The sequence below is a fragment of the Lysinibacillus zambalensis genome, assembly GCF_040183165.1.
Lineage (GTDB): Bacteria > Bacillota > Bacilli > Bacillales_A > Planococcaceae > Lysinibacillus > Lysinibacillus zambalensis.
This window is the reverse complement of the sequence record NZ_JBEGDG010000002.1, coordinates 284,286-300,771: the sequence shown is the minus strand read 5'-3', so window position 1 is coordinate 300,771 and position 16,486 is coordinate 284,286. Positions and strand designations below refer to the sequence as shown.

Sequence of the window (16,486 nt, the reverse complement as noted above, 5' to 3'; positions counted from 1 at the left end):
ATAATAAATGACAGCGTCAAATGATGAAAAATGGATGAATAAAAAAATATCAAGACGTGACATGTTAAAGCTAACAGGTATCGGAGCAGCTGGTATAGCGATAGGTGCTTCTGGCTTAGGTGGTGTTATGAAAGTAATGGGCTACGATGTGTTCGAGCCTGTTGAGGATAGCACGACTGCACGTAATAAAGTTGATTTTTATGGAAAACATCAATCTGGCATTATTACACCAGTTCAGACAAATATTTATTTTGCTTCTTTGGATGTATTATTTACATCAAAGAAAGACCTACAAGAGTTGTTCAAAAAATGGACACCTCTTGTTGTACGTTTAATGAATGGTGAATTAATGGTAGATTTAACAACAAATACTAGAGTTCCTACAGGAGATACAGGTGAAGCAGAAGGTTTAGACGCTTCAAATTTATCAATTACTATTGGTGTTGGCCCATCTTTGTTTGATAAGCTCGGGATCCAACATTTGAAGCCTGCAGAATTAAATGATTTACCACATTTCCCTAAAGATCAGCTACAAAAAGAACTTACAGGTGGAGATCTTTGTATTCAGGCATGTGCGGATGATCCGCAGGTGGCATTCCACGCAGTACGTAACTTAGTTCGTGCAGCATCTGGTAAGGTAGAAATTAAATGGTCTCAAGCAGGCTTTAACTCATTCCCTGCTGGTGGCGGAACACCGAGAAATTTATTTGCATTCAAGGATGGCACTGGAAATCCATCGACTGCCGATGACAAAGATTTAAATAAAGTTGTATGGGTCGATAAAGGATGGCTAAAAGGTGGCTCTTATTTAGTCGCACGTAAAGTTCAAATGCACCTTGAAACATGGGATCGCACATCTTTGAAAGATCAAGAGGCAACATTTGGTCGTTATCGCGATAGTGGTGCACCTTTTGGTAAAAAGAAAGAGTTCGATGATTTCGATGTAGAAGCGAAGGATAGTAAAGGTGAGTATATTATGCCAGATACGTCACACGTACATTTGGCACGTAAATCAGGTGCACGTATGTTACGTCGTTCGTATTCTTATGCCTCGGGTGTTATGACGAATACAGGTGCGCATGATGCGGGACTTATGTTTATTTCTTATCAAAAAGACCCAGCCCAATTTATAACAGTTCAAAATAGCTTAGGACGTTTAGATAAAATGAATGAGTATACTACACATCGAGGCAGCGCAGTGTTCGCTTGCTTCCCTGGTGTACAAAAGGGGAGTTATATAGGTGAAGCACTTTTTAACGCGCTGTAGCTTGGTACTTTGCTTGTTATTGACACTTGCTGTACCCGTGCAGGCAGCGCAATCTTATAGTCACTTATACATTTCTATTAGTGATGCACTAATGAATACGAAGCAGGATAAGGAATCCGAAGCCGACCAAGCCCTTGAACAGTTTGCAACAGACTGGGCATCGGTTACATCAGAGCAAAAGAAAGCAAAAGAAAAAGTTGATAATATTCTTGCACAAGCAGTTGAAGCTACAACTAAGGATGAACGTTTAAAGGCGCTATCTGAATTGTCAAATGTCTTACGGGCATTAGAAAAGCTTGAGAATCCTGTTGATGAAGCGGCACAGCGTGCAGAATTTGGGCAAAAGTTTAAGCCAATCATGGGGGACTTTGAGAAAGCTTTAGTAGGTGGTGACATCAATGCAATTGATGAAGCCTATAAAGACTTTAATATTAAATGGAATAAAAACGAAAGACCTGTGCGTGAGCAAAGTATCGCGATGTATGGGCAAATTGAAACACAAATGGCGTTTTTACGCATTTCCATTTCCGCTGAGGAACCTGATATAGAACTTATGAAATCCCAATTTGCTGACTTAAAGCAAACAATAGAGGATTTTGTGGCTGGTAAGGAAACGGCAGAAGTAGTGGAAGGGGAATATTCATTAGCTACATTAATCGCTTATATTGATGAGGCAAACGATTTTATCGATGCAGGTGATTATAAAGCAGCTTCTGATAAAATTCGAGAATTTATTACTATCTGGCCAAGTGTGGAAATTGAAATCTCCACTCGTAATGGTAGTCTATATACTAAAATTGAAAGTGAAATGCCGATTATCGCGAGTGATTTATTAAAATCAACATTTGATAAAAAAGGTATTCAAAGCAAGCTAGATAAAATTCGTACCGAAATCGAGCTGATCCAAGGGAATACAGATTATTCTTTTTGGGATGCTGCTCTTATTTTACTGCGTGAAGGGTTAGAAGCTCTGCTCATTATTTTAGCTTTAGTATCGTTCTTAGACAAATCAGGTCAAAAATCAATGCGTAAATGGATTTATGCTGGCGCATTTGTAGGGATTCTATTATCTGCAGTTGCTGCGGTATTAATGTCTACGATTTTTAATTCTGCAACGATTGATACTAATCGAGAGTTAATGGAAGGTTATGTTGGTTTACTTGCAGCAGCAATGATGATTGGAGTAGGTATTTGGCTCCATAGTAAATCGAGTGTGGTAAGCTGGAACCGCTATATTTCCAAACAAATGGGCAATGCCATCTCTACGGGCTCAGTGTTTGCGATGGCATCAATTAGCTTTTTATCTGTTTTCCGTGAAGGTGCAGAAACACTTGTCTTCTATGCAGGAATTGCACCTAAAATGGAGACATCACAGTTTGTACTAGGAATCGTAGTAGCACTTTTAATATTAGTTATTTTTGCATTTGTATTATTTAAAGCAAGTGGAAAAATTCCAATTCATAAATTTTTCGCTGTAGCTACGGTGTTAATCTACGTATTGGCATTTAAAATTATTGGTGTCAGCCTGCATACATTACAGTTAAGGGATTCTGTTTCAACAACTATTGTAGATGGCTTGCCAGTTGTCAACATCATTGGTTTCTATCCAACAGTAGAAACAATGATTGGACAAGCGATTTTACTTTTACTTGTTGTAGGTACGATTATTTATAAAAAGAAACAAAAATAAATAGAAGGGCAGATGAATAGACTTTCATCTGCCCTTTATTATGTTGTGTCAATGAAATAAGGAGCCATCTGCAATAGTGTATGGTTTTTCGGCAAAGAGTGGGGTTGATTTCCGTTCCGACTGGGCGCGTCCGATGAGCCGCTATACTTCCACATAATAATGTTGATACAAAAGTAGTAGAAAGATAGAAAATAGTCTCTTGGCCAGTAACTGGTTAAGAGACTATTTTCTTTTTGCCTAAATCAATTAGCCCGTTTTAGTTTTTTATAATTAAGCATTTTAGGTAAGTGTCTAATTTTATTTATATGTTAAAATTATGTTATAAATTGTTAAAATCCCTGTAGTAGATGTGTTTTCTATTATTACAAATCATTAACATAATATAAATACTATAAAAATAGTGAATTAATAATAATATGATTACATATATATGTAATGGGGAAATATGCTTTGAATAGTTCGACCATTTACGACATGGCGTACGCGATAATTGTCGTCTGTACGGTATAGACCTAAATCGAAAGTATCTTTTGCAAAAAAACTGACTTTCTTTAAATTGAAAGGAGAACTGACCTGATGTCAAAGAAGAATTGGAAGAAGCCGTTAAATACCTTTTTAGCAACAACTTTAGTCGCAAGTTTTGCCGCACCTGTAGCACCCATTACAGTAAATGCAGAAACACTTGCAAAGGATTTAATCATTTCAGAGTATATTGAAGGAACTTCCTTCAATAAAGCGATTGAAATTTATAATGGTACAGGTGCCGTGGTTGATTTAAGTAATTATACGCTAGAGCTTCATACGAACGGAGAAGCTACCGCAAAGAATAAAGTGAGTTTAACAGGTACTTTAGAAAACGGTGCTACGTATGTTTTACATCATAAAGATGCAGATCCAAACATTAAAGCAAAAGGAAATCTAGAAAACATAACGGTTATTAATTTCAATGGAAATGATCCAGTCGTATTAAGAAAATCTGGTGAAATAGTCGATTCCATTGGACAAGTTGGTTCTTCAGCAGATTTTGCTAAAGATGTAACTTTAGTAAGGAAGAGTTCAGTTTTGACGGGTGATACAACTATTAATGATTCTTTTAATGCAGCATCGGAATGGGATTCATTACCGGTAGATAATTTATCCAATTTAGGCCAACACGTAATGGATGGCAATTCAGGAGGGCCTGTTGACCCCGAAGTACCGGCAATTCTCTCAATTGGAGATGCTCGAAATAAAAGTGTAGGTGAAACGGTAACGGTCAAAGGTAGAGTTGCAGCGGGCTTAAAAAATACGTTTTCTGTTCAAGATGAGACAGGTGGTATTGCGGTACGACCTACTAGTCTAGCTATGTCTGTCGGGGATGAAGTTACGTTAAAAGGGAAGTTAGCAGACTATCGTGGTTTACTACAATTAGATGGTGCTACAATCGTTGAAAAAGTTGAAAATGCTGGGGTACCTGCTCCAAAGGTAGTAGAAGGGGCTCAAGTAAATGAAGAGAGTGAATCGCAGTTAGTAACAGTGAAAAATGTTACGCTTACAGATGTTCAACAAGGTGCAGGATGGGCAAACTTTACTGCAAATGACGGAACGAATTTTCTTGTGCGAGATGAGACAAATTCGCTTGGCTTAACTGTCGGTACAAACTATGAATCTATCACTGGTATTGTTCAACAGTTCGATAAAGACTATCAGGTGATCCCTCGATCAGAAGCAGATATCGTAGTGGATAGTACAGCACTAAAGCCTGCTAGCGCATCTCCTGGAAGTGGAACGTTTGTTGGGAAAACAACAGTGACTTTAACAACATCCACAGCAGATGCAGAAATTTATTACACATTAGATGGTACAGAGCCAACTGAGAAAAGTCTTAAATATGAAACACCAATTGAGATTAGCAAAAATACGACTTTAAAAACAATCGTTAAATCTAAAGATGGCAAGTTTAGTGAAATAACTACATTTGAATATAGCATTGCAGATAAATTACAAATTCATGATATTCAAGGTGCGGGGCATGCTACAACATTTGATGGTAAAACAGTTGAAGGAATTGAAGGAATCGTAACTTATTCATTCACGTTAAATAATAATTGGTATTATACGATACAAACGCCAGATGAATTAGCCGATCATGATCCGAACACTTCTGAAGGTATTTTTCTGTACAGTGGAAAGAAACCATGGCCAATAAAAGTTGGGGATTTAGTATCTGTTAAAGGTAAAGTAAGCGAATATGCATACGATGGCTATGATGACAGACAGCAAACAGATTTAAAAACAACACAAATTAATGTGCGTGACGATCAAGACGGAAAAGTGGAAGTACTTAAAAGTAGTGTAGCCTTACCAAAAGCAATTGGAATCGATAAGTTAAAAATGTCTTTTAGTAAAATCGACAGTGATAATCTTGGGATTTTTAATCCAACAATCGACGCTATCGATTTTTGGGAAAGTATCGAAGGCATGAGAGTAGAAGTTGGAAACGTGAAAGCGGTAGCACCACAAGAGCATGGGGATTTAGTAACAGTACTTGAGGGTGAACCAACAAACACAATTCACGGTGGGGTATTGCATGAGAAAGAAAATGCAAATCCAAACAGAGTTCAATTCCGACTAGAACCGAATGGAGCTGCACGTGATTTTGAAGTGGCTACAGGGGATAAATTTAAAGGGCCAATTACGGGAATCGTAGGCTATTCGTATCAAAACTTTAAAATCTATGCTTCTCTAGATGAGATGAAGGCAGCTCATGAAAAAGGAAATACATCACCTGAGACGACAAAAATAGTAAAGGCAGAAGATAAGTTAACAATTGCCTCTTATAATTTGGAGAACTTCTCTAATAACAAAACGTCTACTACTGATGATAAAGCGAAAAAATTAGCAAGAGCAATTGGTATTGATATGGGCAGTCCTGATATTGTTGGTGTAACAGAGGTACAAGATAATAACGGGCCATCTGCAGGAGATTCAAAAGCGGATCAAAGTTATCAAAGATTAATTGATGCCATTAAAGGTGTAGGTGGGGTCGAGTATCAGTATGTTAATATCGATCCAATTAACAATCAAGACGGTGGAGCACCAGATGCAAATATTCGAGTTGGCTTCCTTTATAATCCAGAGCGAGTGAAGTTAAAGGATGGTATTCCAGCAGGAGATGCTACAACAGCTGTTGGTTATGAAGATGGGAAATTAACAGTGAACCCTGGGCGTATTGATCCTGCAAACGAAGCGTTTAAAAGTAGCCGTAAACCTTTAGCAGCGCAATTTGAATTCCAAGATGAAGATGTAATTGTGATCGCAAATCACTGGAATTCTAAAAGTGGGGATACCCCATTATTTGGTTCGATTCAGCCTCCACAGTATGGAAGTGAAGTACAACGTAAAAAAATCGCCAATATTGTTTCTAATTTTGTTGGAGACGTTAAATCAAAAAATCCAGATGCAAACATTGTTTCTTTAGGTGATTTTAATGATTATCAATTTGCGGATGCGCTTAAAATCCATGAAGGACAATGGATGACGAATATGATTAATAAAGTAGAGGCTTCTGATCGATACACATATGTATATCAGGGGAATTCACAAGTATTAGACCATATTTTAGTGTCAAACAATTTGGCAGAGAAAACAGAAGTTGATATTCTTCATATTAATGCTGATTTTACAGATATGGCCGGTCGTGCAAGTGACCATGATCCAGTAATGGTTCAAATTGATGTTAATAATGATTCAACTGTTGAACCGATTAAACCTGAAATAGTATATGACTATAAGAACTTCAAAAAGAACAAATTAACAATCAATAAACCTAGTATAGCACTTCATTTAGATGCTCAATCTGCTATTCCAAAAGGTGTGTTCCTTAAAGGTGCCTATGCAGAACTCCATGGGGAGGGCTTTAAGACGACTGATGTTATCCTAAGTCCAGCGAAAGCAGGGATGATTCTTGACCTTAAAGGCACTATCGTGAAATCACTCACAATTGAAGGTGCAAAAGTCAGTGAAATAAGAGGCGCTGAAAATTTAGATTTACAATCGATCATCTATAAAAAGGGTGCAGCTCCTGAGCAAATTAAATTTACAAATTCAAAGGGAAAACCGATTGTGAATCCTTCTGTGCCTGCTGAAAACAATCAACCAATCGTTAAAGAACCTATTACTAACAAAACTGTAGCTATTGGAGAGGAAATTAAAATTGATTTAACAAATCATTTTTCCGATCCTGATGGTGATAAACTTTCATTTACTGCTACAAAAGGCACGATAAATGGAACGATATTAACAGTTAATTTAACAGAGGGTAGTCATATTGTTGGCGTTACAGCTTCTGATGGGAAGAAAAGTGTCACTACAAGTTTCAGCGTGACAGTCATTGCTAATGATTATTATTCAGGTGCTTATAACAAGGAAGGGCAAGCACTTAAAAAGGCTCTTCATGATATCATCTCAGTTCAAAAGGTACTTTCTTATGATGATGTTTGGAATGCATTGAAGTATACGGATGAAGATCCTGCTAATCCGAGTAATGTCATTTTATTTTACTCTGGGAAAACTAGTCCAAAAACAAACAGTGGTGGCAATGTAGGGAACTGGAACCGAGAGCATACGTGGGCAAAGTCACATGGTAACTTTGGGACAAGCAATGGCCCAGGAACAGATATCCATCACTTACGCCCAACCGATGTACAAGTTAATAGCTCAAGAGGGAATTTAGATTTTGACAATGGTGGCAGTCCAGTGGCAGGTTGTAATGGTTGCTTGAAAGATTCAGATTCATTTGAACCACCTAATCGCGTAAAAGGTGATGTAGCACGTATATTATTGTATATGGCCACTCGCTATGAAGCTGGGGATAAGGTGGATCTTGAATTAAATGACAAAGTTAATAATGGAACTGCTCCTTATCATGGTAAGCTCTCTGTTCTTTTACAATGGCATAAGCAAGATCCTGTAGATGAATATGAAAAACAAAGAAATGAAAAAATTTACGAAATCCAAGGCAATCGAAATCCATTTATAGATCATCCTGAATGGGTGGAGAAGATATGGTAAGTTAATGAAGAGTACTCAAAACGCCACTTCAAGGTTTAAGTTGAAGTGGCGTTTGAGTTTTATTAAACTCTTTTCAATTCTACTAAAATTCGGAGTGCTCTTTAAGGTTTTGAATACTTATTCTTTTCAAAAGGGCATTTTCAGTAGGCCCATCGAATTCAGCATGAAATACTACATCATCAACAGTAAATGTTGCGAAATATAGTATTTGGTCAATAGTATCGGTGAAATCCTTTGTTTCTATTGTCACTTTTTGATGTATAGCTTTTGAAATATCTTTTGCCGTTACTTCTTTAAAGTTAAATAAAAGAACATGTGTAATTGGTGCGTCGTTTATGTTTCCATCGTAAAATGTAGTGCAAATTGAGTAATCTTCATACGATTTACATGAAACACCTTCAAATGATTCTTCTTTCGCTATAGCCTTATTCTTTTGAACGCCATCACCAATAGTGTCCATAAAGGAAATCCCAGTTTTGGTGAAACTGTTATTTAATGCTTTCATAAATGCTTCATTATGTATTAATGGAAGGCCTGTTTCGAGCAATATTTTTTCATTATTTGCTAATAGATGATCGTCTTTTACTAGATAGGTTTGATTTAATTCCGTCCCAACTAAATGAAAGGAATTTGTAGTTGGATTTATAGTTATATCCTCCCTACTTCCTGCATATGCTTTGAAGCCCATTATGACATGAGAATTATCATCAGAAGCCTTAATAAGGTTTACTTCATGTGCAATCGTTTTGACTCCTGGTTGAAAGTCACTCGCGATGAGTATTTCTTTATCATCTGGTCCATTTAGTACGCCATGGAATGCAATCTCGTTATAGATTGGATATTCATAGTGTAGATCACTCCAGTTTTCCCAAGTTTTATTTGTTCTATTATATTTCCCTACAATGTAACCGTAACGGGTTTGATCACTATAACCGAAAATATATTCAGGGATTTTATCTCCATCAAAATCGACAAATTGTTCAGCCGCTACAGGGAATTTAGATTTCGTTTGCTCATACCATTCACTTGTTTTTACCGTACTCTGCCATTCTTCTTTTGATTGAGGGAGCGCTTGCTCTGCTGTTTGCTTCTCAGAAGCCTCTTCATTTTTCTTAGAAACTCCCTCATTACTTGAACATCCTACTAATAAACATACTAGTAAGAGGATAGACAAATTTCTCAACATCCTGAAAACCTCCATTTAATCTTTAATTTAGTCATAATCTATCATTTTCAATTCTACCTTTAGTCACATCGTAGTATCTACATATTTTTTTGAAAGTACCAATATTTATTGGGAAATCTATAAATTTACTAGAAGAAGTGTTATAACAAGTTCATAAAGTAGATGCAGATAGTGAGATTATGGAAGCTGTTGAGGAGATTGTAGTGGAATCTTTATTTGCCAATATGTCATATTGAATCTGAGTTTAGCAAATATGGAAGTGTGAGATCGAACGCTGGATAAAAAGAAGTGTACTCAACACGCCACTTCAAGGTTTAAGTTGAAGTGGCGTGTTATTTTTTAAAAACGTACAATTTCAGTAGGGTCATCGAGTTCAGCATGCCATATGTTGAAGAATCAATGTTACACTGTAATAGCATGTTTTTATGCTGTTGACGTCAAAAACCTAGGCAATCTCCTTCTTTACCTTTTTCACAATAGAATGTGAAGATAGTCTACCATGCAGTAAATAATAAACACCAATTCCGATTATGATAAGGAATGAACAATAAAAATATATGGATCCGTAATCAATTTTAGCTGCGGCAATACCAAAGATAAATGACCCAATGCCGAATCCAAAATCATAGATAGAAAGGAATGTAGCCGTAGCCAATGCTCTCTTTTTAGGGGGTGCTACTTGAATAGCAATAGTTTGAAAGCTCGGAAATACAGTTCCCCATCCAACACCAATAAGGGCTGCTGATGTAAGAAATAACAAGGACGTATTTGATACACTCAGTAAAAACGTACCGACTGCAAAGCATAAAATAGCGGGATAAATGATCATATTTGCCCCGAATAAATCAAACCATTTTCCGGTAAAAGGTCGTGAAATTAAAAGGACCACTGCGTATACAACAAAGAAATAACTAGCAGCTTCCACTAAGCTTTGCTCTTTTGCATATAAGGATACGAAGGAAATAATTCCTGAATAAATCAGTCCAAAGAAAGCTGAAATCAATGATACAGGAATAGCGGAACGTTCCAAATAATCTCCAATTTTCATGCTTGTTTTTCGTTCAATTTCCTGTTCAGGCATAAAAGTTTTCTTAGGTAATTTAACAAATAATCCTGCAACGAGTGCAAAGAAAGCAAAACATGCATTTAAGATAAACATTAGACTTGTCGCTGTTTGATGCATAACAGTCAAACCTAAAAAGGGACCAATAGCCATAGCAAGATTTAGCGTTAGTCCATAGTACCCCATTCCTTCTCCTTTACGGGATTCAGGGATGAGATCAGCTACAATTGCTCCAGTGGCCGTTGTGGCCATTCCAAATCCAATTCCATGAAAAAAGCGAAGAAATAGTAAGCCGATCAAAGATTGCGGAATAAAATACAAAGCTGAAGCTGCGAAAAGAACAAGGAGGGAACTTATAAAAACGACATATTTTCCTGCTTTTTCGATCCATTTACCTGCAAATGGGCGTGTTAGGATGGAGGCAATCAAAAAAACTGTAGTAATAAGTCCTGCTTCAGTTTTGGCACCATGCAATTCTTGTAACGTATATATCGGTAATGTGACCAATAAATAAAAAAATGTTGTAAACACGAGAAAATTAGTAATGGCAATACCGATAAAATCCCTTGTCCATAATCGAGGTTTATCCAATATTTCCACCTCCTCTAATATATTAAATTCCTTGTACCATCCGCTGAAATAGAGGAACTTAGGTTAAGACCTCCCAAGATGACAGAAGTTCTTTGAATTCTTATTGTTATCAAGTTGATTCCCACAAAATATGTTCATAAATATTGTCATCAGTGACCTTTTTCTACATTCATTATTCATTTATACTGTCATTTCTAAAAGGTACAGTTTACAATAAACACAAATGACAGATGAGGTGTTTTAACGATGAATGAGCTAATTTTTAATATCAATCGAGAAAGTAACACTCCTATGTACCAACAAGTTTATCAATACATACGTACTCAGATTTTATCTGGTAAATTAGAGTGGAATACGAAGTTGCCATCGATTAGGCAACTTGCTCTCCAACTAGAGGTCAGCAGAAACACAACTCAGCTAGCTTATGAACAATTGCAATCGGAAGGGTATATTCGAAGTGAGAACAAAAAGGGGTTTTTTGTAGATGCAAATATATCGGATGAGACGCTTAATTATGAACCCATTAAAGAACAGCATCATGAAAAGAATCAAACTGACATCAAAACGATTGACTTTAAAATCGGGACAGTGGATCAAGAGAACTTCCCTTTGAAAACATGGAGAATGCTTACTAACAAAGTAATTAAAGACTCTAGCATGTTTTCATACGGAGATAAACAAGGTGATATTCAACTAAGAAAGGCATTAGTAGATTACTTGTTCCAATCAAGAGGGGTTAATGCTTCTGCTGAACAGATTATTATTGGCAGTAGTACACAACACTTGTTATTACTTTTGACGCTGTTGCTAAAGCAAGACTATCAATATTTGGCAGTAGAGGACCCTGGATATAATGTGGCGAGGGACTTATTTGCGCTTCAGTCATTTATCATTGATCCAATCCCGGTAACAGAACAAGGCATTGTAGTCGATCGCCTTTTACAGTCATCTTCTAGACTTTTATATGTCACTCCTACTCACCACTTTCCATACGGAGTAACTATCCCCGTCAATGAAAGATTAAAGTTAATTCAATGGGCAAAAAGGGTGGAAGGATATATTATTGAGGATGATTACGATAGTGAATTTCGTTACATCCATCAACCTATACCGTCTCTTCAAAGCTTAGATTCTAATGATAGGGTGGTTTATTTAGGAACTTTTTCAAAAGCATTGTTACCTTCTATCCGGGTTAGTTATATGGTTTTGCCAAAGAGACTAGTAAGTGAATATAAAAAGATACTTCCTTTGCTTGAGCAAACATCCTCATCTATTCACCAGAGAACATTGGCGATCTTCATGAATGAAGGCTATTGGTACTCACACTTAAGGAAGATGAAAGCTTTGTATAAACGTAAAATGAATCTATTGAATAGGGAAATACTAAAACACTTTAAAAATGATGTTGAAATAAAAGGGAGTAGCTCAGGAGTTTACGTTATTATTGAAGTTAAAACAAAAATGACTGAAAAAATGCTAATTGAAAGTGCATATGAACACGGGATAGCAGTTCATCCTTGCTCACAAACTTTTTCGAAATATAAACCACAATATCCACATATTTTACTTGGATTGGGTAATTTAAGTGAGGATGAGATCATAAAAGGAGTCTCACAATTAGCAAAAATATGGTTGTAATCATATGAGGGGTAGCACCACATCGATATCAAGTTAAGATTTTAAGGTGTCACTATCAAATATCTGAGCTTCATTGTATGGAAAGGGGAATTGACTTTGCTAATTGAAAGTGTAATAGACCACATATCGAGCCTTAAAGGATATTCATCTATAAAAAAAATCGAAAAAGGATACTCACCAGATGAAAAATACATAGTTACTGTCGGCCAAAATCAATACTTTATTCGATTATCAGACATACAATATCATGAAAAACGAACCGTCGAATTTTCATTGCTTCAAGCATTAGAAAAACAAGGTGTACAAACGAATAAAGCCATAGAATGTACTTTATTGAATGAGGCTAATCTTTCTGTCATGGTATTAAGCTATATTGAAGGATACCCTGCGGATGAATTCATTTGGAATCTTTCTGATGTGGCGCAATTTAATATAGGTCTTGCTGCTGGGAAAGAATTAAGAAAAATTCATCAGCTACATGCCCATGCCCCACAAACGATACAATGGGAAGAAGCTCAAAAAAAGAAATTCAGTTTTTATTTAAATGAATATAAAAAAGATAGCTATCAACTGCCAAAAGAGCATAAAATATTAAACTTTATTGAAAACAATTTCTATCTTCTTAAAGATCGACCTATAACATTACTCCATGATGATTTTCATCTTGGCCATATTATTGTACAAAATAACACGTACAATGGCGTAATTGATTTTAATGGCTATGATTTTGGTGACCCATATCATGATTTTTATAATCTTTCATTGTTTAGCAGAAGACATAGTATCCCATTTTGTATTGGACAAATAAATGGCTATATTACAGAATCTCCAAACGATACATTTTGGCGAATATATGCCCTTTATGCAGCGATGAATATCGTCTCTACGATTGTGTGGACGAAAAAATATGATGAACAATCTTTTGATGATGCATTGGAAAGAATCCATCTCATTTTAGAAGATCATGACTATTTTAATTTGGATCAACCATTATGGTATAAGTCCATACCAATTTGATAAAGTTACAGGTTTATAAACGGCCATAGTATATTTTCAAATTGAACTATATTTATAAAATTTAGTTCAGTTTTTATTTATGAGCAAAATCTAATCACCTCTTCTTCGACTAACGGAGCAGTTTAGTTGAAGAGTGTTGTTTAACTTGTGTTCAACAATCGGGCCATATTATTGAATAACATTCTTTTATGAAATGTCCCCGAACGACGCTTTGGGAAGGTTATACTTCCACTAACGGGTGTAGTTATTGAATAAGGGCTGTGCTTTAATTGGATTGGATTGGAAAAAAGTGTATATTAAAATTAGAAAAAATTAATTTATATGTAGGGAGATGACTACTTTATGAAAAAGAGAATTTCTATAGTATTAACAATGATAGCTATCATTACTTTTGGTGTTTTTATTTATTATGGGTCTTTGACCGAGGCTAATAAGGAAACCGACAGTATTGTAATAGATAAAGATGGAGAAGTAGTAGAACCACTTAGTGGTAACAACGATAATATAGGTCATTAATACACATTAATATCGGTAGACATTTTTCTTGACGTTCTATTTGTACCAATACTCTCTTAAGCAATCGGGCGTTTTAGTGCAACAAGGACTTATAAGCTATACAAAACAATCATAATAAACGTTCCCAAATGAAAGTTTGGAGAGAGAACGAAATCCAAGAAATACTGTTAAACCAACATTTCTTGGATTTTCCTTTAAATATTGTTTATACAGCTTTTTATGCAAATATATAAACAGGGCTACGATAGTACTTTTCAAGATTATGTAGAGTGTATTATCTGAATAAAAATCTGTATATTTGGCGCATTAAAACAAACTGCATTTTTTATCATTCATCATTCCTATACTTCAAGTACAGGGCCTTTAATTGAAAACCGATATTCAGCAATCGGGCGCGATTGTTTAATAAGCTTCACTTTTCTTCTTCAACTATTTCATTTTCAAACAACGCAACAATTTTGAGGAGGAAGTGAATGACAATATCTATTCACGATGGTGTGTTAGTAGGATACTCAGCAAATTTTCTAGAAAATGAATTGCTATTAGATATCGAAACGGTGGCAGATGAAATTGTAACTGTTACATTCGAGAATTACTTAGCACATTATTTCGATCATGTAATGGCGGGAAGTATTTTATTTGATATTGAAGAAATAGATTTGAATACATTTTTCGAAGAGAACAAAGAACAATTTGAATCACATAAATTATATGCTTGGCCGATTTGGTACGATGATACGAATGAACTCGAACAATTCTTACAAAAAAATAATTATAAATGCTATGTTATTAGTGCGTCACTAGGATTATCAGGTTATGTATTTGCTAAAACGCAGAAAATCAAAAGGAAATGATATGTTGCGTGAGAACAGCTAGAGTTTGTGAAGTATTCTACTTAAACTAACGGGGAGCGATTGTTCAATTAGAACAGTCGCTTCTTGTGCTAACAGGGCAGCACCTATATTTATTTTTAGTAAATTATTACATAAGTTGAATGTGTTGGCTTAACTTGTTATACAATTACAATAGATAATGGTTATCGAATTAATTGACTCTCTGCCCATCAAATTGCAATTTAGGGGAGAAACCAGTAAACACTGAAAAGGAAAATATATTAAATTACTTATATGTACCCGAAATGTGACTGATGTATGGTGGGATGATCAATATATTAATGCTAAACAATTGCATTTGAAGGCTAATGAGCGAGGTATTGAAGAGCCACCAAAAAATCCTACTGAAGATGACTTTTCTTATTGGACAATTGAAATGCAGAAACAAGAAGTACATGGTCTTTGGTCACAAATAGAATGATTAGAGTGGATTTCAATCTTAAAGGATAATCGAATTTTGTATTGTCTTATTCAACTACCAGAGGCTTTACGTCAATAAGGAGTGGAGCCATTTTCTCCTTAAACTAAACCAGCAGAATAGTTGAAAACGATAAAATATGGGTGGCAAGAGATGAGAAGAGCAGACTTTAAAAGTATTTCTGCCATAAATGAGTTAAGAAGATAGCTATTTTATTTAAGGAATAGTAGGTAATTTGCATAGAATTTGCGGAGAGGCTCAGAAAACAATAATTTAAGCTATAGCCTAAATTAGGCATTAGAAGATCGCGTATGATATTACAATCATTAATGGTCGCAACGACCACAGTGCTATAATGTATGACATGTGCGAGTGGAGCGATTATGCAGGTGGAGGAGTAACTTTTTACGGTAGATGGTGGACAATTTTTTATTACAGCGAATTTTTGACTTGTTGTGGATATTATCAAGCAAACATTGACGATTTAGAATATTATAGAATGACAATGATAAATCGTTTTATTGCGAACTAATTTTCATTTATCTTAATTGGAAAAGAGGTTTTGAATAAATGAATAGCAATATTATTTGGGGGATAGTATTATTAGCGCTAAGTTTGTTTCTTAAGCCAATATTGGCGATTGTAGGGTTGAATGAAAGGTTATTCAGATTGCACTTGCAAGGTGAAACAGTGTTTTCATTGAGTCCATTCTTAGTTCAGATAATTCTGGCGGTAATTGGTATTATCATGCTTATCATCGGCAGTATGCAAGTTACAAAGCAGTAGAAAAAATAGTTGAAAGGATAGAGAGCACAACTATTGATCTTGCTACAATATTGAACATTTATAACCAAGGTATTGAAGACCGCGTTATCTAATTAGATGAAAATCATTAGGACCTTCTTCAACTAATGAGGTTTTTTTCTTGATGATCATTGAGTTGCATATGCAGCTCTTTTTTTATTGAACTTACGGAGACAGGTTAGTGGAAGAAGGAATATGACTTCAAATAGGGGGAGCATCAGGAAAATGCGGATTTTCAACGTTATGAATATTTAATATAAAAAGCCGAATTCAATGTCTATGGAATTCGGCTTTTCAAGTGGCTTTTAATAAAATTCGATGTTCAATTTAGATACTTCCACAATATGAGTA

The 16,486-nt window shown here is 35.6% G+C and carries 11 protein-coding genes; 9 read left to right on the top strand and 2 right to left on the bottom strand.

Annotated features, from left to right (window positions below; all coding sequences use genetic code 11):
• Positions 1 to 7 precede the first annotated feature (7 nt).
• The 3 genes from efeB (at position 8) to ABNX05_RS04350 (ending at position 8,009) form a co-directional block, all read left to right on the top strand.
• On the top strand, positions 8 to 1,267 hold the full coding sequence (gene efeB, locus ABNX05_RS04360) for an iron uptake transporter deferrochelatase/peroxidase subunit (RefSeq protein WP_349658598.1): 1,260 nt from the start codon (positions 8 to 10) through the stop codon (positions 1,265 to 1,267).
• The gene (locus ABNX05_RS04355; RefSeq protein ID WP_349658597.1) at positions 1,242 to 2,957 is read left to right on the top strand and encodes an FTR1 family iron permease; all 1,716 of its coding nucleotides are present in this window, start codon (positions 1,242 to 1,244) and stop codon (positions 2,955 to 2,957) included. Before efeB ends, ABNX05_RS04355 begins: the two co-directional genes overlap by 26 nt.
• A 576-nt stretch (positions 2,958 to 3,533) precedes the next feature.
• Entirely contained in the window at positions 3,534 to 8,009 is a 4,476-nt protein-coding gene (locus ABNX05_RS04350) for an endonuclease (protein ID WP_349658596.1), read from the top strand.
• Between the two features lie 82 nt (positions 8,010 to 8,091).
• Here the strand turns inward: ABNX05_RS04350 and ABNX05_RS04345 are convergent, their stop codons facing one another.
• Together ABNX05_RS04345 and ABNX05_RS04340 are read right to left on the bottom strand one after the other, a co-directional pair.
• Positions 8,092 to 9,195: a hypothetical protein gene (locus ABNX05_RS04345; protein ID WP_349658595.1), complete on the bottom strand. Its 1,104-nt coding sequence runs from the start codon at positions 9,193 to 9,195 to the stop codon at positions 8,092 to 8,094.
• Between the two features lie 445 nt (positions 9,196 to 9,640).
• The gene (locus ABNX05_RS04340; protein WP_349658594.1) at positions 9,641 to 10,849 is read right to left on the bottom strand and encodes an MFS transporter; all 1,209 of its coding nucleotides are present in this window, start codon (positions 10,847 to 10,849) and stop codon (positions 9,641 to 9,643) included.
• Between the two features lie 246 nt (positions 10,850 to 11,095).
• Between ABNX05_RS04340 and pdxR the strand changes: the two genes are divergently transcribed.
• The 6 genes from pdxR (at position 11,096) to ABNX05_RS04310 (ending at position 16,117) form a co-directional block, all read left to right on the top strand.
• A complete protein-coding gene (pdxR, locus tag ABNX05_RS04335) occupies positions 11,096 to 12,487 on the top strand; it encodes a MocR-like pyridoxine biosynthesis transcription factor PdxR (protein ID WP_349658593.1) in 1,392 nt (463 codons plus the stop codon).
• Between the two features lie 96 nt (positions 12,488 to 12,583).
• Positions 12,584 to 13,504: an aminoglycoside phosphotransferase family protein gene (locus ABNX05_RS04330; RefSeq protein ID WP_349658592.1), complete on the top strand. Its 921-nt coding sequence runs from the start codon at positions 12,584 to 12,586 to the stop codon at positions 13,502 to 13,504.
• 342 nt (positions 13,505 to 13,846) lie between these two features.
• Complete coding sequence (locus ABNX05_RS04325) at positions 13,847 to 14,020, top strand: hypothetical protein (protein WP_197141129.1); 174 nt, start codon at positions 13,847 to 13,849, stop codon at positions 14,018 to 14,020.
• Positions 14,021 to 14,493: 473 nt separating this feature from the next.
• Positions 14,494 to 14,874: a hypothetical protein gene (locus ABNX05_RS04320; protein WP_349658591.1), complete on the top strand. Its 381-nt coding sequence runs from the start codon at positions 14,494 to 14,496 to the stop codon at positions 14,872 to 14,874.
• Positions 14,875 to 15,133: 259 nt separating this feature from the next.
• The gene (locus tag ABNX05_RS04315; RefSeq protein ID WP_490390920.1) at positions 15,134 to 15,334 is read left to right on the top strand and encodes a DUF3997 domain-containing protein; all 201 of its coding nucleotides are present in this window, start codon (positions 15,134 to 15,136) and stop codon (positions 15,332 to 15,334) included.
• Between the two features lie 567 nt (positions 15,335 to 15,901).
• Positions 15,902 to 16,117: a hypothetical protein gene (locus ABNX05_RS04310; protein ID WP_349658589.1), complete on the top strand. Its 216-nt coding sequence runs from the start codon at positions 15,902 to 15,904 to the stop codon at positions 16,115 to 16,117.
• The last annotated feature ends 369 nt before the right edge of the window (positions 16,118 to 16,486 follow it).

Coding starts and splice junctions, on each gene's coding strand:
- ABNX05_RS04310 (WP_349658589.1), top strand. CDS start 15,902: ATGAATAGCAATATTATTTGGGGGATAGTATTATTAGCGCTAAGTTTG.
- ABNX05_RS04345 (WP_349658595.1), bottom strand. CDS start 9,195: ATGTTGAGAAATTTGTCTATCCTCTTACTAGTATGTTTATTAGTAGGA.
- ABNX05_RS04325 (WP_197141129.1), top strand. CDS start 13,847: ATGAAAAAGAGAATTTCTATAGTATTAACAATGATAGCTATCATTACT.
- ABNX05_RS04350 (WP_349658596.1), top strand. CDS start 3,534: ATGTCAAAGAAGAATTGGAAGAAGCCGTTAAATACCTTTTTAGCAACA.
- ABNX05_RS04320 (WP_349658591.1), top strand. CDS start 14,494: ATGACAATATCTATTCACGATGGTGTGTTAGTAGGATACTCAGCAAAT.
- pdxR (WP_349658593.1), top strand. CDS start 11,096: ATGAATGAGCTAATTTTTAATATCAATCGAGAAAGTAACACTCCTATG.
- efeB (WP_349658598.1), top strand. CDS start 8: ATGACAGCGTCAAATGATGAAAAATGGATGAATAAAAAAATATCAAGA.